The following is a 19,394-nucleotide window of genomic DNA, read 5'->3' as shown; positions in this document are numbered from 1 at the left end:
CCCACAATCGCCATGACAGACATCAACCAAATAGCCGCCGCCCTAGAGGGTAAAGACTACAAACAAGCTGCCCAACTCATCAAACAACTACAAAAAGAATCCCCCGAAAGTCCGTGGGTGCAATACTATATCGCCCGCTACTACGAACTCACCAACAACCTCGAAAAAGCCCAAACAACCTATAAACAAATACTCCGCGACATCACCAACCCCAAAATTGTCTCCCAGACCCGCCAAGCTATTCAACGGATTGAAATCGCACAACAAAACCTCCGCCAAAAAGCCATAGAAACTGCCAAAAACGACCCCAGCAACCTCGAACCTGGACTCCTCATCCTCGAACCCGTGAGTCCCGAAAACAAACCCGCCGCCATTCAAAATATCAGCAGAATCTTTAAAATCGACGCCTACACAACCCGGATGCAAATCCAAAGCCGCGGCTGGAGACTCTACAAAACTGGCCCCATCGCCGAACTCCGAATTTATGGTCAAGAACTCCTCAACGCCGGCATTCCCGTATTTTGGGCAACCTTAAGCGATATTCAAAAAATCCAAATCTTCCGAGTGCAACACTTCCAGTCTCTCTCTTCCCCAGCCGTTGTTTGCAAAGATAAACTCTCACGACTCGGTGCGATCGAATTTAGCTGGTCAGAAGTTACCCAAAGAGTAGAAGGCTTGTTGCCGATGTTCATCGAAGTCATGGACTACTCCCCCAACCGAAGAACCGAGCAATTTCGCCACAGAGAAATCAGGCAAGATTACGCTCAAATCTGTGACTTACACATTCCCAGCAGAAACTGCATTCTGCGAATTTGCGACCAAAGTTACGAATTTCAACAAGGAGTTGACTTCACCAAAGCTTCAGCCGAGATCCCCACTTCACCGAACCAGAAAAACAAAACATCGAGAGTCAAAAACTCTCCACAAATTCCTCAAAGTACCACCAGAATTAACTGGAATAACTTACTGGAAATATTCGATCGCCAGATTGACGTTACAGTTTGGTCAGAATTTACGCCCTTTGCCGAGACCGTGCTCGATTACACTAATATGTTGAGCAAGATAGAATCCCATATAGAAGTCGAGCGGAAATCCGAAACTCCTTGGGACTCAGCTTTTCAGCTATACAGCGGATTAGCCTTCCTCAGAAACCAAGAAAATAGGGAATAGAACCAAGAGTTAAAATTAAAAATGAGTAATACCATTTTTAAAATTTTTAACGCCCGCATTGGGAATTATCCAATGCCCAATTCCCTATTATCAATTCCCAATTTTCTACTTCGTTTTTACCTGACGAGCCATTTCCCGGAAATTGTTCATGCTAGGGCCGGGGGTGCGACGACTTGCTGTTGGTGTCGGCATTAAATTATTAGGAGCAAAAGTCCCATTCGATTCAGCTTTACTCGGCACTTTGCCGTTAGTTGCTGCCGCTGCCGGTACCTTCGCGGGTGCTGCATTATTAGCAGGAACGCTAGCGACTGGTTCGTTTTCTTTCTGCGACTTTTTCTCTACCTTAGCCTTTTTAGCTGGTTCAGACTTCTCAGACTTAACAGACTCAACTTTTGCCGGTGCGATCGCAACAGGCTCAGCTTTCGCAGGCGCAACTTTTGCTGGTTCCTTCGCTCCCGATTCGCCCAAATCTAGGAAATATTCAGACTTTTTCAAGCCCAACAGTCTGGCAAAAAAGCCGAAAATACCGCCGAAGAAATTTTTGATAAAACCAAACATTAGACTTACTCCTTTTGTTCTTTTAGAGAAATTTGTACAAGCTTGTCAACAAAGTTAGATTACGAGCTAGGGCAACCTTTGTCTACATTTATTCATCAAAATTTACATTGGGCTATATCTAAGCTAGCTCATCAAAGCAAATTTTAGGTATAAATACTCGCAGTGCTTTGCACTTATTTACAAGTATCTCAGAATTTGTTAGCGATTCCCACTAATTGTCGATCGTACCTCGATCCGATTCGCTAGCTGTCCTAGTACGGGTAAAACTGCCTAGGGGAGTGATTTATGCTGTAATCAGCCAGCAATTTTCTTTTCAAATGAACAGTTCGCTCGATCGCAATCCCGTCATCCTCCTACACGGCATCTGGGACACAAAGCTTATTTTCAACACAATGTCCGCCCGCCTCACCCAACTCGGATGGTCAGTCCACAGCCTCAACCTCACCCCCAACGACGGCAGCCTCGGGCTCGACTTACTGGCCAAGCAACTCGCAGACTACATCTCTGAAACCTTCGATCCAGAACAGCCTTTAGACATAGTAGGCTACAGCATGGGCGGCATCGTCAGTCGCTACTACGTCCAGCGACTCGGAGGAATCAACCGCGTACAGCGTTTCATCACCCTATCATCCCCTCACCACGGCACCATCACCGCCTATTCCCTACGCCTACCAGGATACCTGGATATGCGCCCCGATAGTGGCTTGCTGCGCGATTTGAATCAAGATGTGACAATGCTCAAACGCATAAATTTTACATCAATGTGGACGCCATTTGACATCATGATTGTACCGGCGAACAGCTCCCAAATGCCAGTAGGTAAAGAAGTTAAAGTCAACGTTTTGCTGCACCGCCAAATGGTGACAGAACCCCTAAGTATTAACGCATTAGTTGAAGAACTCAAAGCACCTATAGAAAATAAAATTCCCACTTAAAAATGAATAGCAATTTCAGCCGCAATCCAGTCTTGCTAATTCACGGAATTTTCAGAAAATCGGGAATTTTTCACAAAATGTCTGCCTACCTGACCCAACTGGGATGGTCAGTCTACACCCTCAATCTCTCGCCCCATTGGGGCAACGCCAGCATAGACGAATTAGCCAAACAAATAGGAGATTATATAGACAAAACCTTTGCGCCAGAACAGTATATAGATATAGTAGGATTGAGCATGGGCGGTTTAGTAACTCGCTACTACCTGCAAAGGTTAGGCGGCATTAAGCGAGTGCAGCGCTTTATTGCCATATCTTCTCCTCACAGCGGTACTTGGATGGCTTACACTCTCTGGGGAAAAGGCTGTATCCAAATGCGTCCTGGCAGTGCTTTTCTGGAAGATTTAAATCGAGATTCTGCCTTGTTGGAAAAGCTCAATTTTACTTCGATTTGGACAGATTGGGATTTCATCATCGTACCGGCTTCTAGTTCCCAAATATCTGTTGCCAAAGAAGTAAAATTGTCGGTTTTTGCCCATGCCATGATGGCGAGGCATTCCAGCAGTTTAAAAGCGGTCGCTGAAGCACTGTCAGAACCATTAAAGATTGATAAATAGCTGGCTGTAAAGTAAAACGCTCTGCTTTGAAAACCTCGATTTTTTTTTAAAAGTAGGGGTTCGGTCTTCGGTATTTTCGAGTCTAGCTAGACGGATTTAAAATTTATTGATATAATCTTAATTGACACCCATAAAATCAACAATTATGATCGTCCTGCCAAAACTGGAAAAGCTGCGAGACACTCTGCCTATAGAAGGAGCCGTTCGCATTGAATTAGTGGAAGGAATACCGATTTTTCGAGCCTCTACAACAGTCAAAAATCGCATAGAAGAACTGTTGGAAAAACAACAAAATTTGCAACTCAATCCCGAAGAAGACCAAGAACTGAATCTTTACGAAGAAATCGACGATTACCTCAGTTTTGTCAATCGAACTGTCCGCAATCTTTTCTTGGGCCAGATTCAGCCTACAGTATAGAAATGTCAGCTCGCCGTCAAATTCCTGAGAATATCCAAAATCAAGTTCGTCAGAGAGCAAACTGTCTGTGTGAATATTGCCATGCTTCCGAACAATGGCAGTATGTAGAGTTTACGATCGAGCACATCATTCCTCTCACTAAAAAAGGGAGTAACAATATTGACAATTTGGCACTAGCTTGCTTTCATTGCAACCGTCAAAAATCCGATAAAACTACAGCCATAGATACCCAGTCGAGTGTAGAAGTACCATTGTTTAATCCCAGACTAGATACCTGGAACGAACATTTTATTTGGTCGGCGGATGGATTATCAATAGTTGGTTTAACTACAATTGGACGAGCTACAGTTACAGCATTAGTCTTAAATCGAGAAAGAGTTATTAATATTCGTACTGCTGACAAAGCTATAGGGCGACATCCACCAGTAGGTGATTTGATTCAATCCGAAAGTTGATATGCTGAAGTGCATTTAAATTGTATAGTCAAATTTAAGAAAATTCTTGTGGGGTGGGCGTCTCGCCCGCCCCAAAAAGACAATTTAGATGCCCAACAGCTTATGCTGCAACTGGTTGTTATTTCGCGCAGCAATCAAACAGCATCCCCAACTTCAGCGTATTCGCTGCGACCAAAAATTGCTTCAGCTTCGCAGTAATACTTGAACTCAAGTATATTGTGGAAAGGGTCTTCTAAGAAGAAAGTACGGTGTTCTGTAGGCAAACCGACAAATCGCCGTCTCGGTTCTTGATAGAAATTTAAGTTGTTTTGCTGGGCTTTTTCTAGCAACCCTTCCCAGTCAGCTTCGGAAGTAAAAATTAACCCAAAATGCCGAGGATAGATGCCTCGCTGAGGCGTTAAAGGTTCGCGACTGACATGGGCGACAATTTGATGGCCACACAAACCCATAATCGCAGAATTCGGGGATTCGCGACCTAGTTCGCAGCCCAGCCCGTCTACATAAAACGCTTTGGTTTGGGCGATATCGGTCACGGGGAAGGCAAGATGAAATAAGACTTGGTTCATGGAGATAGTAAATGCAGAATTCAGAATTGTTCTTTAATTATTTATCTTGGTCTAATCCTTGGTTGGTGGCGATCGCCCTAAATACAGTTTTACTCGCGATCGCCACCATTGCCCCTAAAAAATTGCTCACTCCCGCTGGCCAATTTCACGGCTGGGTATTGGGCGTCCTCATCTGGGGCTGTTTGGGATGGCAAGGCTATGCTGTCGTGATGTTTTACTTTCTTGTCGGATCGGGAGTTACCCGCATCGGAAAAGCCCAAAAAGAAGCAGAAGGCATAGCCGAAAAGCGTTCAGGCGCGCGAGGCCCGGAAAATGTCTGGGGTTCTGCTTTGACCGCTACTATGAGCGCTGTGGGAGTTTTGGTATTATCTATTTTAGGAGAGACAGGCAAGATGCCTGTGCCACAAGATGCTATTTCCCTGTTATTGCTGGGTTACGCGGCGAGTTTTTGCACCAAACTTTCCGATACCAGCGCCAGTGAAATCGGCAAAGCTTACGGGAAGCGGACTTTTTTGATTACCAGTTTGCAGCCTGTACCTAGGGGTACTGAAGGAGCCGTAAGTTTGGAAGGAACGATCGCAGGTATTGTCGGCTCAATTTTGATTGCGCTTTTAAGTTGGGCCGTCGGTTTAATAGACTTGACAGGAATGGTTTTTTGTGTTATTGCAGCTTTTATTGCCACGAACATCGAGAGTGTGATTGGGGCGACGGTGCAATCAAAGTTTGAATGGCTGACGAACGAGGTGGTAAATTTTTTCAATACACTCATAGGAGCGATCGCAGCGATTATTTTAGCGGCGACCTGGAGAGCTTTTTTAGCTTAGTTAAGCTAGGACGCATTCGCGACCCAAGAAACCGGCTTTGTTACGATAATTCAAGGTCTTAACGCAGTATTTTTCCAGAGAAACCAGGTTTCTGCCTTGCGAGCTATTAGCTATTAATCATTAGTCATTAGTATCAAGCAATCAACTCATGACTAATGATTAATAGTTAATCAAACTAAGCGTCGTCTTGCGGCCCAAAAACCATTTGTAAAATCATCGTCGGTTCGCCCCGCTTATGATAGCGATCGGCCCAATTGCGAATAATTTCATCTAATTCTTCAAGAGCTTGGTCGAGCCGTTCCGGCGGAATATCCAAAGTCTCCATAATTCGCATCACCTTCGGTTGTTTTTCCGCCCAATCCTTCATCAGCCGGAAATATCTAGCCGTATCCTCCACCATAGTAAATGTCCGCTCTTCCTGCTCTGCGGGAGAGTAAGTAGCGCGGGTGAGGGCATAAAACGGCATTCCCCAAGGAGAATCAATGCGAGTGACTGTCCCAGAATATATCAAGCGCCGCTTAATGTGTTCTGCTAGAGCTTCGCTCAAAGGCATTCGCCTTTCTGGAGACATATCTTCTTGCGATCGCCTGTGCAGAAACTCGATCAACTCCATAAACTGAAAAGAATTGATCAGTTGAGCGTCTGGGGGATTCGGAGGAATCTTGCTTTCGAGATATTTTTTTTCATCTACAGTCAAATTGTTTCCCGGAATGCGAGGGCGTCCCGGCATCCAACCATACTGTTCCAGCCAGACATAAGGAAACTGAATCAAATATCTAGGTTCTTGGGAACCCAACATTTTCAGCAATTTTCCCTGAGTCAGAGCTTCCCGGACTTCCTCAACAATCACCTTCACCCGTTTAGGCTCAATGTGATGCAAGTGTCCGGTCATCCGCAGGTTGTTATCCTGCTCCATATAAGTCATATAAATGGCACACTTAGCCGCCGTTGCGGCCGCGTCTAGAAACGCCCCGTGCCTGTGCCCACTGGTTCTCATGGCGCTAAACGCCAGATATAGCATGATCTGATCCATTGCACTAGGGCTGAGGCTTTTGACCAGATCCAAAGAGTCATTTTTCATCACTATCCCCGAAATAGCCAAATTTGGAGGCATTTTGTCATCCTCCATTAAATTATTGCGAGAGCGCCGAATCAAGCATAGCCGACTGTCGCCGGAAAGCTTGCCAGCTACCCTAATATTCAGGTTAGTTAATTTCCCTGAGGTAACAGGGGCATGGGCTTAAAGGCTATCCACACCGCATAAGTGGTTCTTATTGGTGGCCAATTTAAGTAGATTGCTGCACCCTCTGCGCTGACAGTTTACCTATATATAAGTTAGTTATCGCAAGTTAATTATAGTGCAGCGGTTGAAAATTAAACCCTACCTGTGGGGGGGAGAAGGTAAATAACTGTTGCGATGCCAGGAATTTGAGGTGACTGCGAGCCCCTAATTCTTGAATAGTCATGGAGGCCGAAACCCGGTTCGATCTACTAAAATAAGGCTGTTGCATAATTGCGGGAAGATTTTGATGGTTTTGTGGGATGGGATCTCGTAGCCCGTCCGCTGTATTTTCACAGCAGGCAGGACACCCCACAAAAATCCTCGTCAAATTGTGCAACGCTAAAATAAGGCGTGGAAGGCGAGGGATATTGGTTGAAAAACCCAGATGCTCAGAGGCCTGTGGTTAGTGCTGGTTTAATTGAAGCATTTTCAATACAAAACCGCCACATACTTAAATCTATCTCTAGGTAGATGGCGGTTCCCCGTTTATATAGTAACATTTTTAACACAAAAAAGAATCTCCTCAGAACTGTCCACAAAAAGTGCAGTTGTCGCTTAACCTGAAAAACTAGAATTCCAGAAAATCCGATCGAGTGATCCAATGAACGGCCCAAAGCAACTCAGTTGTGGTCATCACTTGCGTCCGATGCCCTTAGAAATCTTGTAGCGGATGAGTGTAAACAGTAGGCTCAGTAAAATTTCTGCGGATGCGCTTTCTCTCAGGACCACGCTCGCCCCTTTGTTGAGTTTGGGCTGATAACATATATTGGGCGGTGGCAGTTTCGACAATGGGGAGTGGAGATTCAAAAGCTTGAGCGGCGCTGGCACTCAAGGTAATGCCCAACAGGCTCAGTAAAGCAATTGCAGTGTAGGTTTTCATGGGTAGTATTCGTCGTGTCAGTATCTATTTAGAGATACGAGATTACCCAGGCTGATCAGGATTAATTTTCCTGAAATTATCAAACTATAGAATCAGGAATCAGGAATCAGAAGGAAGAAGAAGAAAAAGAAGGACAAAGGAAGAAGGAATCAGGCTTTAGTTAAGCTATCGCGCATTTAAACTGTCTCCTAAAATCCTTGTATAAAAAGCGGAAAATTATCGTTCCCTCTCCCTTTCTCACCATCTCCCCCTCCCGAAGCAACAGACACTTTAGATGCGTAGCATCTGATATATGAGAGCTGTCTTAAGTCGATGTAAAAGCGAATAAATACAATCTCTGGCTTCACTAATAAAACAATTCCTAATTGCACTACCCAGACGGTTGCAATAATTACAAAACCGCCAAATAGGAGATTCAATCTCTCTATAGATGGCGGTTTAAGGTTTATATGCTATCATCACTCACATAAAAGAAGAGCCTAATGACTGTAAACAAGAAATGCAGTTGCCTTGGAAACCTAAAAAACTAGCATCCCAGGAAATCAGATTGAGCGCTCGACACGGGCGGCAGAAACTAACTCAATAACGGAAATAGCTTTCGTCCAATGTCATTAAAATGCTTGTAGTTGATGAGTGTAAAGATTAGGCTCAATGAACTCTCGGCGTCCGCTGCCTCTTTCTGGAGAACGATCGCCCCTTTGTTCGGTTTGGGCGGATAAAATGTATGAAGCGGTGGCAACTTCGAGCAGTCCGACTAGGGATTCAAAGGCTCGAACGACAGTGGCGCTCAAAGTAACGCCCAAAAGACTGTGTAAAGCAATTGGTGTGTAAGTTTGCATGGGGTTAGTATCCGTGTCAGTGTCTATTAACTGATACGGGCCCTCCCCGATCGATCAGGATAAATTTCTGTGAATTTTTCGGATCTCTGCAAAAAACCTTACCCCTTCAATTCTACTGAGCCCGCCAGCAGCCAAGCACCTGCCGAATTCAGCCTGCCCCATACTGTCAGAGGCTTTTCGGTTTCACAATTCTGTAAAAATCTGTCGGTTTCCGAGTCCAAAGTCACGAGTTGCCAAGTTTGACCGGCTAAGGATGCAGGGCTTGTCAGCGTTAGTGTCCAGTCTTGTTCGCCGAGGCGACGGAAAATGCCAGAAAATTGGCTTTGGGTATTTGCTGTTTGACTGCTTTGTTTCTCTACTGACTCCTGACATTCGCCGCTGGCGGGATATGCTTGGGGTCGATCGAGATAATAGCGTTGGCAATCCAGCCAGTCCGATCGCCCCCGTGTCAAATTAAATAAAGGAATAACTGCCGCACTCGCCTCGGAATCTTGCAGCAAAGCTTCCTGCAAAACTCTCACCGGCAACTCCCGCGGCTGACATCCAGATTCGGCGCACAAAGCCGCCGCCATCCCCGCCGCCTGTCCAATATTCATTACCGTCGGTTGCAAGCGAGTTGCACCGTTGGCGATGTGAGAGACGGAAATATTTTTTTCGCAGACTAGCAAACCGTCTGTACTCGCAGGAATTAGGGCGCTGTAAGGAATGGTAAACGGAGTTCCCGTCCAGCGCCCGCCCCAGCGGATCGATTTTGGCTGCAGAGGAATGTCGCCACTGGTGTAGTGGTGGTCATTGGCATAGTTGCCGATCGCAATTGTTTCACAAATGCCCTCAGAATTTATCGGCAACTTCGCGACTCTGCCACCGACAATAGGCAAAATATCTTTTTCTGTGACTGTACTTATCCCTCGCAAGCGCCGACTTTCTCGGTAGTAAGGATGTAAGGCAAAGGAAGAAAGAAGGGAAGATTTTTTTTGATGTTCGATCGTTGAAATCGGGAAAATATTCTGTGCTAAGCCGTACCGGCGGCCAAGTTGCGTTTGAATGAAGCGGGCGAAACTTTGAGTGTGCCACAGACTTTCTTGCAGGAATTCTTGTCGAGATGCTTCAGATGCAATTAGTCGATCAACTCCTTCACCATAATCATTACCTCGAATCGGCCAATTAATCATCAACAATCCCCCCGGCAGCCTGCCGTAATTGAGAAATTGTTCGGGAGTGTAACCGTCCCAAGCACCGATAAATTGATCGGGATTTTCAACTGGCGGCGCGGGAATTTCTGGCCCGGCCGCACCTTTACCAAAATCCTGCATAATTGCCACCCAAGTCGGAGCTTGCACCGAATACCGCTCTGTCAGAGCATTAGAGGCTGTCGGCGCACTGGGTTCTCCCCACTCAGCTTGGAATTCCCAACCCCAGCGGTGCCCAACCTCCGCTAAAGCCAGCAAATCTCCCAATTCCGTTGCATCTAAAGTGATTTTGGCCGCAACCGTAAAATCTGCAAACTGAACACCAGAAATGCGATCTCCTTCATACAGCACATCGTCAGCTTTTTGTCCCGAAATCCAGCGCAAGTTCGGCAAACATTTAACCCAATCAGCGAAAATTTCAGCACCGATGCGGGGATCGTAAGTAAAAAAACTTACCCAGCCCCAATCCAAACCTCCCGGCTGTCGCTGCTGGAGTTCCCGCAAAAACGCGCCCCACAAACCGGTTTGAAAAGCTGCTAATTCATTGCCATCGGGGGCAGCAACGCCTGCGGCAGTAAGCATTCCTCCCAGCCAGGGGAATTCGCTTACTAAAATAGTTTTGGCACCTCGGCGAGCTGCTTGGACGGCTGCTGCGGTGCCGCCGGTGCCACCACCGACTACTAAAACATCTGCTTTTAAGGTTGGGGACATGGGGAATAGGATTTTAGATTTTAGATTTTAGATTGCAAGAGGCTCATTCATCATGTAAGGTGCGACCACAAGCACCCAGAGGATAGATGTTCGGCGTTGGCGATCGCGAAGTGAATTTTACTGTGTAAATACTTGACAAATAATAAATCGGGAATTATGGAGCGATCGCACAATTTTGTTACTAAATGACCGCAGGAGCGATCGCAAATTTTGATTTCTCACTTTTGGCGCGCCAATATTGGCAATATGACACCGCGAATAACGATAATAGAAAAAAGGGAACTGCATCTATAAAGTTTTACGTCTTAATAATTTCCGAGTTACTAATTAACGGCTGAAAATGGAAAAAGGTTTTATTTTGTGGTTCACCGGACTCAGCGGTTCCGGCAAGACAACTATCACCAAAGCTCTCGAACCTGAATTGAAGGCAAGAGGTTGCAAAGTTGAAATATTGGATGGAGATGTCGTTCGCACCAACTTGTCAAAAGGTTTGGGATTTAGCCAAGAAGACCGAGATACTAATATTCGGCGGATTGGATTTGTCGCCAACTTACTGAGTCGCAATGGAGTTGTGGCAATTACGGCAGCTATTAGCCCCTACAGAGCAATTCGCGACGAAATTAGAGCAATGGAGCCAAATTTTGTGGAAGTATATGTCACAGCGCCGTTAGAAGTGTGCGAAGTTCGCGATGTCAAGGGGCTGTACGCTAAGGCCAGAGCCGGAGAAATTAAGGGTTTTACGGGAATTGACGATCCTTATGAAGAACCGCTCAATCCTGAGATTATTTGTTACACAGAGCGAGAAAGTGTGGAAGAGAGTGTTAAAAAAGTTCTGAGCAAGTTAGAAGAGTTGGGTTACATTTGATGGTGGCGGGGTAGGAAGCGGATAGGGGCAAAAGGCGATGGCGAGCAAAAACTATTCAAAATTCAATACTGTCAAAGGTTTCACGGTCAAATTTTTAACAGTGTCAGTGTTCGCGGCGGTGGGTTCATCTCCTGCGGCGGCCCAGTTTATGCCTCCTCCTCCTCCTCCTCCTCCTGCTGATGCGGGTTCTCCTGTTCCTGTACAAGTACCCGCAACGCCGGGATTTCCGGGATTTCCGGCAAGTGAACCTTCAAGTGTACGATCGGAAGTTTACACTTTAGGCGCGGGCGATCGTATTCAAATGGACATCTTCAACGTCCCGGAATACAGCGGCCCCAACGGTCAACACCAAGTACAGGCAGACGGTTCTCTGAGTTTGCCGTTAATTGGCAGCGTTTCGGTGTACGGGATGACCTTAGAACAAGCTTCTAATGCTGTTAAAGACAAATACGGCAAATACCTCAAACGTCCTTGGATTACCCTCAAACTGCTGGCGCCGCGTCCTTTGCAAATTGCGATCGCGGGCGAAATTAACCGCCCCGGAGCCTATACAATATCCTCAGCAGCAGGCCCCGGAGGCACAGCAGAGCAAATGGGAACTCAAATGCCAACAATATCGCGGGCTCTGCGAATGGCCGGGGGAATTACCCAGTCAGCAGACGTGCGGCAAATCAAAATCCGCCGCCCCCAGCGCAACGCACCGGAAGAAATTATTAGTGTGGATTTGTGGGAATTATTGCAAAACGGCGATTTGCGGGCCGATATGACTTTGCGCGACGGCGATACTATATTTATTCCCACTGTAACTAGCCTCAACCGCCAAGAAGCACCGACTTTAGCAGTAGCTAACATTACCGGACAAAGCACTCAACCAATTAATATTGCTGTGGTGGGCGAAGTAACTCGCCCCGGTACTTATACTTTGGCAAAAGAGGCTCAAAGTAGGGTACAAGAGAATGAAATGGGGGAAAATTCTGGTTTGTTTGCTGCCAGGGAAACCAACGGCGGGGAAACTGTTTTGCAGCAAACTGTAACGAGGGCAATTAAAATGGCGGGCGGCATTACGCCGGTAGCTGATATCAGACAAATACAAGTTCGCCGCCTGACGCGGGCGGGTACAGAACAAATTATTAATGTGAATTTGTGGCAACTTTTGGAAGGGGGAGATGTATCTCAAGATTTAGCGCTACAACAGGGAGATACAGTAATCGTCCCCAAAGCCGAAAATCTCGATGCAACCCAAGACGAACAAGTTGCTAATTCTAATTTTTCACCGGATACGATTAGGGTGAACATTGTAGGAGAAGTCGTGAAACCGGGAGCAATTGCGGTGCTGCCCAACACTACTTTAAATCAAGCGCTGGTAGCAGCGGGAGGTTTTAATAAAGCGCGGGCCGAAATGGATTCGGTGAATTTAATTCGCCTCAATCCTAACGGCACCGTTTCGCAGCTAAATGTTAAGGTTGATTTTTCCGCAACTGCCAATGAAGAAACTAATCCCAAATTGCAAAATAATGATGTAATTATGGTAAGGCGATCGGGTCGCGCTACGTTCTCTGATAATGTAGGCGGGACTCTCGCTCCCCTCAGCCCGCTGTTAGGAATATTTCGGTTGTTCGATATTTTTCGGTAATTTGAATAGACTGGCATTAAGACCTCAGAAACCCGCTTTATAAAAAAAATTGCGGTTTGGTAATGAAATATCTAGGAATCAACCGATTTCCTGAAACTCCGCTACCAATACAGACGTTTAAACTAATAAGTTGTAGAAATCAAATGAAACCAGGGAAACAATCTCAAGTAGCACTGTTTAATCATAAAAAAGCCGCTAATCTGCAAAAACTGTCTTCTGGGCTTTATGAAGAAGATCAATTTTTAGGCAGAAACAAAACCGAGGCAGAAGAGTTAAGTTTTTGGGAAGTCTGCCGCAGTCGCTCCATCTTAGTCATCGGCGTAGCAGCGGCAGTAACCACCGGGGTTTTTGCCTGGACGCTAAATCAAAAAAGCGAGTACGAAGGGCGGTTTCAATTATTAGTAGAACCAGCCGTTACGGAAAATACTTTAGCTAAAATATACTCGGGTGAGCTGAAACTGCAACCAGCGGCCCCCGCGACGCAAGAAAAGGGCGGTTTTGACTACGAATCCCAAATTCAAGTTTTGCAAAGCCCGCAAGTAATGTCGCCGATTATTAAACAGTTGCAGGCTAAGTATCCCGAAATAAATTACAACTACCTCTTGAACCAAAAAGCAGATAATTTGCCGTTGTCTCAGGAAACCAGGCTGTCAATTAATCGATTCAAAAATACCAAGATTATAGAAGTTAAATATCGGGATTATGACCCGAAAAAGATTCAGTTTGTTTTGGAAAAAGTTGCGCTAGGCTACCGCAACTACAGCGTGCAAGATACCACAACTCAAATTAGTCAGACTCTGGATTTTGTGAAATCGCAAATTCCCAACCAGCAAAAGCGCCAACAAGCTCTGCAAACAGAAATTCAAAAGTTGCGGCAGCAGTACAATTTCATCGACCCGCAAATTCAAACCCAACAACTGGCGCAGCAAATCAGCCAACTGCAAGCGCAAAGATTGGACGCGCAAACGCAGCTAAATCAGCAGAGATTGCTCTATTCCAATCTACAAAATCAGCTCGGACTGAACCAGAAGCAAGCGCTGATGGCCTCGGCTCTAAGTCAAGCTCCCCGCTATCAAGCGATGCTGACTCAATTGCAGCAATTAGAAGGGCAAATTGCGATTAACTCGGCTACGTTTACAGACGAAACTCCGCAAATGCAATTGTTGCGAGAACAGCGCAAGAACCTGATTCCTTTGTTGAAGAAAGAAGCCCAACAGGTTTTGGGAACTGATTTGGCTAAGGTAAGTTCGCAAGTGCTAACTTTTCAAGATCCGGTGCGGATTAAGTTAATCGAGCAGTTTATTGGTACTGCTAATTTAATTCAGGTGCTGGGCGTGCGGAATCAAGTTTTGGAACAAGCTGCTAAGCAGTTGAATCAATACTCTCAAGGATTACCGGTGATTTTGCGGCGCTATTCGGATTTGCAGCGCGAGTTGGATTTAACTAACAGTACGCTGAATGGTTTGCTGGCAAAACAGCAAGCTTTGCAGCTTGAAGCTGTGGGTAAAAAAGAGGTGGCTTGGGAAGTTATTGCTAAGCCGGAAATTCCGCGTAACAAAAATGGCGAGTTGATGGCTGTTGCTCCGATTATGCCTTTGAATTTGGCTTTGGGGGGATTGGCTGGTTTGCTGTTTGGTATGCTGGCGGCGCAGTTGGCGGAACGGTTTAAAAATAAAACGGTGTTCCAAACTCCAGAGGATGTTAAACAGTCGATTCGCCTGCCTTTGTTGGGGGTAATTCCTGCTAGCGATAAAATTTTGAGACTTCCTCCTGCTGAGGCAAGCCAGGTGGATGTGGCAATTTCGCCGATGCCGACGGATGCTTTTCAGGAAGCTTTTCGATCGCTCAATGCGAATATTCGCTTACTAAACGTTGAAACTCCGATCAATTCTTGCGTAATTACTTCTTGTCAAGTAGGTGACGGCAAGTCTACGGTAGCAGTAAATCTGGCGCGGGCGGCGGCTGCAATGGGCCAGCAAGTGCTGTTGGTGGATGGGGATTTACGGCGCCCGCAGGTACACGAAATGCTGGGTTTACCGAATTGGCAAGGCTTGCACAATGTTATTGCTGATGATGTGGATGTGCAACAGGTGATTGTGCGATCGCCCCGCGATGAAAATTTGTTTGTGTTAACTTCCGGCCCGGTTCCTCTCGATCCCACAAAGGTGCTTTCTTCCCGAAAAATGCAGCATTTAATGACAGCTTTGTCAAGTCATTTTGACTTGGTTATTTACGATACTGCGCCGCTTTTAGGTTTGGCGGATGCGAATTTGTTGGCGGCTCACACTAATGGATTGATGCTGGTAGTAGGGCTGCATCAAACTGAGCGGGAGGCGCTGGTGTTGGCTTTTGAAGATTTGAAAATGGCGGGAATTCCGCTGTTGGGAATGGTGGCGAATAACGATAAAGGCAGCAGGTATTACTATCAGTCTTACGTGCAGGATTACGTCCAGGAACAGTCTGTTTGAGGGAGAGGAATTGAGAAATTTGTAGTGGAACAGGCCGGAAAGCCTGTTCTTGAGAATGCAAGGCGGGCGGGATACCCGACAAGATATTTCCTCCATCTTGCACCTTTAATTGTGAATCAAGCTGTCAGGGGCGGGACGCCCCACAAGAACATTTAACTTTTGTGGAACAGAACAGGCCGTCTAGCGTGTTCTGGTGATTTGTGCGTGATTTCAGAAAGACAAATTTTCTTAAGATTTGCGATCGAGACTCTGAACTATAATTAAAAGTAGAGAAATTTAAACAAATCGCGGCAGTTGCAACTTGGCAACATCTGAAAGAAAACGTGGCTGGTAAATTCCTATTTTGTAATACCTTGATACAACTCCCTGCCTCGGCTCAAAACTAGCAGGGAGTTTTGTGTTTTTCACACAGGAGATGAAACAATGGCTATTGCTACTATCAACCCGGCAACGGGAGAAACGCTGAAAACTTTCGAGCCGATCGCGGATGAGGTAATAGAAGCTAAGCTGGAATTAGCACAGCAAGCTTTTAAAAAATACCGCCAACTGCCGTTTGAGCAGAGGGCCCTGTGGATGCAAAAAGCTGCCGACATCTTGGAGCGCGATCGCGAAATTTACGCTGAAATGATGACCTTGGAAATGGGCAAAACGCTCAAATCTGCGCTCGGCGAAGTGGAAAAATGTGCCTTAGTTTGCCGCTATTACGCCAAAAATGCCGCTCAATTTATGGCAGACGTACCCGCAACCACCGACGCTAGCAGCAGCTTTGTCCGCTACCAACCGCTGGGTCCTATTTTAGCCGTTATGCCCTGGAATTTCCCATTTTGGCAAGTTTTTCGGTTTGCGGCGCCAGCACTGATGGCGGGCAATGTCGGCTTGCTCAAACACGCTTCCAACGTGCCTCAGTGCGCTTTGAAAATCGAAGAAATTTTTACGCTTGCTGGCTTTCCCGAAGGAGTTTTTCAAACTTTGTTAGTAGGCGCCGACAAAGTAGCTGATATCGTTGCGGACGATCGCATAAAAGCAGCAACTCTCACCGGTAGCGAACCAGCGGGTGAAAGTTTGGCAGCAAATGCGGGCAAAAATTTGAAAAAAGTAGTCCTGGAATTGGGAGGAAGTGACCCATTTATTGTGATGTCCAGCGCCGATTTAGCAGCAGCTTTATCAACTGCTGTGACATCCCGGATGCTCAATAACGGTCAATCTTGCATCGCCGCCAAACGCTTTATTTTAGCAGAAGAGATTGCCGACGAATTTATCACAGGATTTGTCGAAAAATTCGAGCAATTAAAAGTAGGCGATCCGATGTTGCCAGAAACAGATATCGGCCCTTTAGCTACTCCTGCAATCCTCAAAGACTTGAACAATCAAGTGCAAACTTGCATCCAATCGGGAGCAAAACTTCTGACAGGTGGCAGCCCATTGTCAGAGAATGCCGGCAATTTCTACTTGCCAACTATTCTGGCAGATATTCCGCCGAAAGCCTCTGCCCGTCAAGAAGAATTTTTCGGGCCCGTAGCTTTAGTATTCAGGGTTGCAGGCATCGATGAGGCGATCGAACTGGCAAATAGCACATCTTTTGGCTTGGGTGCGTCAGCTTGGACTAGAGTAAACTCAGAGAGCGATCGCTTTATTTCCGAACTAGAAGCCGGCGCGGTATTCATCAACGGTTTAGTAAAATCCGACCCCAGATTGCCCTTTGGTGGCATCAAACGCTCCGGTTACGGACGCGAATTGAGCATCCAAGGAATGCACGAATTTGTTAACATAAAAACAGTGTGGGTGAAATAAGCTCCCACTCTATCAACCGATCGCACAAATCTACATAAATCTGCGTTTATCTGCGTTTACCTGCGGTTAAAAATTCCCATTTAGTATTTTTGCGATCGGTTTAAAAAGACCCAAAACCCCCATAAACCGAGGAAAAAAACGGAAATGAACACAGCTCAACTATTGGTAAAATGTTTAGAAAATGAAGGAGTCGAATACGTCTTCGGACTTCCTGGAGAAGAAAATTTAGAAGTTTTAGAAGCCCTGAGAAACTCTTCAATTAAATTTATTACTACTCGCCACGAACAAGGCGCCGCTTTCATGGCAGACGTTTACGGTCGTCTCACTGGCAAAGCCGGCGTTTGCTTGTCCACCTTGGGCCCTGGCGCAACTAACTTAATGACAGGAGTTGCTGACGCCAACTTAGACGGCGCTCCTTTAATAGCAATTACCGGACAAGTCGGCACAGACAGAATGCACATAGAATCGCACCAATATTTAGATTTGGTCGCCATGTTTGCGCCAGTTACTAAGTGGAATGCTCAAATTGTTCGCCCCAGCACGACGGCAGAAATTGTCCGCAAAGCCTTTAAAGTAGCTCAAAGTGAAAAGCCGGGAGCAGTTCACATTGACTTACCTGAAAACATCGCAGCAATGCCTGCTGAAGGACAGCCACTCACCAAGGACAACCGCGAAAAAACTTTTGGCGCTTACCAAAGCTTGAATAAAGCCGCTGTGGCAATTTCCAAGGCAAAAAGTCCTCTGCTTTTAGTAGGAAACGGCGCGATCCGCGCTAACGCCAGCGATGCTTTGACACAATTTGCTACTCGATTGAATATTCCTGTAGCTAATACTTTCATGGGCAAAGGTGTAATTCCTTACACTCATCCTTTGGCGCTTTGGACGACGGGCTTGCAAAAACGCGATTACATTAGCTGTGCTTTTGAAGAAACGGATTTAGTGATTGCTGTCGGCTACGATTTGATTGAATATTCCCCGAAGAAGTGGAATCCAGAAGGAAAAATTCCGATTATTCACATTGGATCTTTGCCAGCAGAAATTGACAGCAGTTATATTCCTATTATAGAAGTTGTGGGAGATATTTCTGATTCCCTCAATGAAATTTTGCAGCGGGCCGATCGCATGGAGAAAGTAGACCCTTTTGCTAAGCAATTGCGGGCGGATATTCGCGCTGGCTACGAACAATATGCAGCCGACGACGGTTTCCCGATTAAGCCACAAAAACTCATTTACGACTTGCGGCAAGTCCTGGGCCCGGAAGATATTCTGATCTCTGATGTGGGAGCTCACAAAATGTGGATCGCGCGGCACTATCATTGCGATCGCCCGAATACCTGTTTGATTTCCAACGGATTTGCGGCCATGGGAATTGCGATTCCCGGTGCGGTGGCTGCAAAACTCGTTTATCCCGATCGCAAAGTAATAGCAGCCACCGGCGACGGTGGTTTTATGATGAATTGCCAAGAGTTAGAAACTGCTTTGCGAGTCGGTACTAATTTTGTGACGCTGATATTTAATGACGGCGGTTACGGGTTAATTGAATGGAAGCAGCAAGATTATTTTGGTCATTCCGATTTCGTCAAATTTGGCAATCCCGACTTTGTGAAATTTGCGGAAAGTATGGGTTTAAAAGGCTATCGAGTGGAATCTGCAACCGATTTTATTCCGATTCTGAAAGAAGCCCTGGCTCAAGATGTCCCTTGCGTGATTGATTGTCCGGTAGACTATCGGGAAAATGCCCGTTTCAGTCAATTATCTGGGGATATGAGTTGCAATTTGTAAAAGTAGCTAGAGTCCCGGCTTCTTTAAGAAGTCGGGACTCTAATAATGAATACTCTTGGAGATAGAGTTTTGTAGCTTGTTTCTGGGGGGGTGACAAAGAGGTCTACGAGATAGACTGTAGAAGGGTTGCAGCCCGCATACCTTGTTGATTGATAAAAGCGGCGTTTAGAAGGAGTTAACTTCATTAACTGTTCCACCTCCAAAGAATATTGTTTATTGTTCTATTGTGAAATTTTGGCATCTTTCACCGCTCGCGTCATTGGTTTTCTCACCGGATGGTCTTGGATTTTACATTCTTTATCTCTATCACATCTTTAAAAAAATGGTATAAACTACAGTTTAACAGGTAGGGCAACTTCAGCAAAAACAACAAAGCCCCTATCTGAAGCTCAGAAAGAGGCTGTATATTGTCA

At 45.8% G+C, this 19,394-nt stretch carries 17 protein-coding genes; 11 read left to right on the top strand and 6 right to left on the bottom strand.

Features of this window, described 5'->3' with window-relative positions; translation table 11 throughout:
- Positions 1-12: 12 nt before the first annotated feature.
- Positions 13-1,170: a tetratricopeptide repeat protein gene (locus QUA03_RS05865; RefSeq protein ID WP_333210479.1), complete on the top strand. Its 1,158-nt coding sequence runs from the start codon at positions 13-15 to the stop codon at positions 1,168-1,170.
- A 105-nt stretch (positions 1,171-1,275) separates the two neighbouring features.
- On the opposite strand, the gene QUA03_RS05860 is transcribed toward QUA03_RS05865, so the two are convergent.
- On the bottom strand, positions 1,276-1,728 hold the full coding sequence (locus tag QUA03_RS05860; protein WP_333210477.1) for a hypothetical protein: 453 nt from the start codon (positions 1,726-1,728) through the stop codon (positions 1,276-1,278).
- A gap of 317 nt (positions 1,729-2,045) precedes the next feature.
- Here QUA03_RS05860 and QUA03_RS05855 point away from each other — a divergent pair, with 317 nt between their 5' ends.
- From QUA03_RS05855 to QUA03_RS05840, 4 genes are all read left to right on the top strand, one after another.
- On the top strand, positions 2,046-2,663 hold the full coding sequence (locus QUA03_RS05855; protein ID WP_333210475.1) for a triacylglycerol lipase: 618 nt from the start codon (positions 2,046-2,048) through the stop codon (positions 2,661-2,663).
- A gap of 2 nt (positions 2,664-2,665) precedes the next feature.
- The gene (locus QUA03_RS05850) at positions 2,666-3,277 is read left to right on the top strand and encodes an alpha/beta fold hydrolase (RefSeq protein WP_333210474.1); all 612 of its coding nucleotides are present in this window, start codon (positions 2,666-2,668) and stop codon (positions 3,275-3,277) included.
- 145 nt (positions 3,278-3,422) lie between these two features.
- Positions 3,423-3,695 (top strand): hypothetical protein, encoded by a 273-nt coding sequence (locus QUA03_RS05845; protein ID WP_333044472.1) that lies wholly within the window; start codon positions 3,423-3,425, stop codon positions 3,693-3,695.
- Between the two features lie 2 nt (positions 3,696-3,697).
- Positions 3,698-4,150 (top strand): HNH endonuclease, encoded by a 453-nt coding sequence (locus QUA03_RS05840; protein ID WP_333210472.1) that lies wholly within the window; start codon positions 3,698-3,700, stop codon positions 4,148-4,150.
- A 134-nt stretch (positions 4,151-4,284) separates the two neighbouring features.
- On the opposite strand, the gene QUA03_RS05835 is transcribed toward QUA03_RS05840, so the two are convergent.
- Positions 4,285-4,716 (bottom strand): VOC family protein, encoded by a 432-nt coding sequence (locus QUA03_RS05835; protein ID WP_333044474.1) that lies wholly within the window; start codon positions 4,714-4,716, stop codon positions 4,285-4,287.
- A gap of 11 nt (positions 4,717-4,727) precedes the next feature.
- Here QUA03_RS05835 and QUA03_RS05830 point away from each other — a divergent pair, with 11 nt between their 5' ends.
- Positions 4,728-5,540 carry a TIGR00297 family protein gene (locus QUA03_RS05830; protein WP_333210470.1) on the top strand — a complete coding sequence of 271 codons (813 nt, stop codon included), beginning with the start codon at positions 4,728-4,730 and terminating at the stop codon, positions 5,538-5,540.
- A gap of 175 nt (positions 5,541-5,715) precedes the next feature.
- On the opposite strand, the gene hetR is transcribed toward QUA03_RS05830, so the two are convergent.
- The 4 genes from hetR to QUA03_RS05810 form a co-directional block, all read right to left on the bottom strand.
- Positions 5,716-6,621, bottom strand: a complete 906-nt coding sequence (gene hetR / locus QUA03_RS05825; protein WP_333210583.1) for a heterocyst differentiation master regulator HetR — start codon at positions 6,619-6,621, stop codon at positions 5,716-5,718.
- An 853-nt stretch (positions 6,622-7,474) separates the two neighbouring features.
- Positions 7,475-7,702 carry a hypothetical protein gene (locus QUA03_RS05820; RefSeq protein ID WP_333210469.1) on the bottom strand — a complete coding sequence of 76 codons (228 nt, stop codon included), beginning with the start codon at positions 7,700-7,702 and terminating at the stop codon, positions 7,475-7,477.
- 611 nt (positions 7,703-8,313) lie between these two features.
- Positions 8,314-8,541 carry a heterocyst-inhibiting protein PatX gene (gene patX / locus QUA03_RS05815; RefSeq protein WP_190663642.1) on the bottom strand — a complete coding sequence of 76 codons (228 nt, stop codon included), beginning with the start codon at positions 8,539-8,541 and terminating at the stop codon, positions 8,314-8,316.
- 98 nt (positions 8,542-8,639) lie between these two features.
- Entirely contained in the window at positions 8,640-10,442 is a 1,803-nt protein-coding gene (locus tag QUA03_RS05810) for an FAD-dependent oxidoreductase (RefSeq protein ID WP_333210467.1), read from the bottom strand.
- 340 nt (positions 10,443-10,782) lie between these two features.
- On the opposite strand from QUA03_RS05810, the gene cysC reads away from it, so the two are divergent.
- The 5 genes from cysC (at position 10,783) to QUA03_RS05785 (ending at position 18,981) form a co-directional block, all read left to right on the top strand.
- Positions 10,783-11,307 (top strand): adenylyl-sulfate kinase, encoded by a 525-nt coding sequence (gene cysC / locus QUA03_RS05805; protein ID WP_333210465.1) that lies wholly within the window; start codon positions 10,783-10,785, stop codon positions 11,305-11,307.
- A 37-nt stretch (positions 11,308-11,344) separates the two neighbouring features.
- Positions 11,345-12,940 carry an SLBB domain-containing protein gene (locus tag QUA03_RS05800; protein ID WP_333210463.1) on the top strand — a complete coding sequence of 532 codons (1,596 nt, stop codon included), beginning with the start codon at positions 11,345-11,347 and terminating at the stop codon, positions 12,938-12,940.
- A gap of 143 nt (positions 12,941-13,083) precedes the next feature.
- A complete protein-coding gene (locus QUA03_RS05795; RefSeq protein ID WP_333210462.1) occupies positions 13,084-15,408 on the top strand; it encodes a polysaccharide biosynthesis tyrosine autokinase in 2,325 nt (774 codons plus the stop codon).
- Positions 15,409-15,831: 423 nt separating this feature from the next.
- The gene (locus QUA03_RS05790) at positions 15,832-17,199 is read left to right on the top strand and encodes an NAD-dependent succinate-semialdehyde dehydrogenase (protein WP_333210460.1); all 1,368 of its coding nucleotides are present in this window, start codon (positions 15,832-15,834) and stop codon (positions 17,197-17,199) included.
- A 144-nt stretch (positions 17,200-17,343) separates the two neighbouring features.
- Positions 17,344-18,981, top strand: a complete 1,638-nt coding sequence (locus tag QUA03_RS05785; RefSeq protein ID WP_333210458.1) for an acetolactate synthase large subunit — start codon at positions 17,344-17,346, stop codon at positions 18,979-18,981.
- Positions 18,982-19,394 lie beyond the last annotated feature (413 nt).

The organism is Microcoleus sp. S36b_A4 (assembly GCF_036700645.1).
Classification (GTDB): domain Bacteria; phylum Cyanobacteriota; class Cyanobacteriia; order Cyanobacteriales; family Microcoleaceae; genus Microcoleus.
The sequence above is the reverse complement of the archived record's forward strand: the minus strand, read 5'-3'. Positions and strand labels throughout refer to the sequence as shown.

Excerpts from the sequence above, each read along its gene's own strand:
- QUA03_RS05865 (WP_333210479.1), top strand. The coding sequence starts at position 13 with ATGACAGACATCAACCAAATAGCCGCCGCCCTAGAGGGTAAAGACTAC.
- QUA03_RS05860 (WP_333210477.1), bottom strand. The coding sequence starts at position 1,728 with ATGTTTGGTTTTATCAAAAATTTCTTCGGCGGTATTTTCGGCTTTTTT.
- QUA03_RS05855 (WP_333210475.1), top strand. The coding sequence starts at position 2,046 with ATGAACAGTTCGCTCGATCGCAATCCCGTCATCCTCCTACACGGCATC.
- QUA03_RS05850 (WP_333210474.1), top strand. The coding sequence starts at position 2,666 with ATGAATAGCAATTTCAGCCGCAATCCAGTCTTGCTAATTCACGGAATT.
- QUA03_RS05845 (WP_333044472.1), top strand. The coding sequence starts at position 3,423 with ATGATCGTCCTGCCAAAACTGGAAAAGCTGCGAGACACTCTGCCTATA.
- QUA03_RS05840 (WP_333210472.1), top strand. The coding sequence starts at position 3,698 with ATGTCAGCTCGCCGTCAAATTCCTGAGAATATCCAAAATCAAGTTCGT.
- QUA03_RS05835 (WP_333044474.1), bottom strand. The coding sequence starts at position 4,716 with ATGAACCAAGTCTTATTTCATCTTGCCTTCCCCGTGACCGATATCGCC.
- QUA03_RS05830 (WP_333210470.1), top strand. The coding sequence starts at position 4,728 with ATGCAGAATTCAGAATTGTTCTTTAATTATTTATCTTGGTCTAATCCT.
- hetR (WP_333210583.1), bottom strand. The coding sequence starts at position 6,621 with ATGAAAAATGACTCTTTGGATCTGGTCAAAAGCCTCAGCCCTAGTGCA.
- QUA03_RS05820 (WP_333210469.1), bottom strand. The coding sequence starts at position 7,702 with ATGAAAACCTACACTGCAATTGCTTTACTGAGCCTGTTGGGCATTACC.
- patX (WP_190663642.1), bottom strand. The coding sequence starts at position 8,541 with ATGCAAACTTACACACCAATTGCTTTACACAGTCTTTTGGGCGTTACT.
- QUA03_RS05810 (WP_333210467.1), bottom strand. The coding sequence starts at position 10,442 with ATGTCCCCAACCTTAAAAGCAGATGTTTTAGTAGTCGGTGGTGGCACC.
- cysC (WP_333210465.1), top strand. The coding sequence starts at position 10,783 with ATGGAAAAAGGTTTTATTTTGTGGTTCACCGGACTCAGCGGTTCCGGC.
- QUA03_RS05800 (WP_333210463.1), top strand. The coding sequence starts at position 11,345 with ATGGCGAGCAAAAACTATTCAAAATTCAATACTGTCAAAGGTTTCACG.
- QUA03_RS05795 (WP_333210462.1), top strand. The coding sequence starts at position 13,084 with ATGAAACCAGGGAAACAATCTCAAGTAGCACTGTTTAATCATAAAAAA.
- QUA03_RS05790 (WP_333210460.1), top strand. The coding sequence starts at position 15,832 with ATGGCTATTGCTACTATCAACCCGGCAACGGGAGAAACGCTGAAAACT.
- QUA03_RS05785 (WP_333210458.1), top strand. The coding sequence starts at position 17,344 with ATGAACACAGCTCAACTATTGGTAAAATGTTTAGAAAATGAAGGAGTC.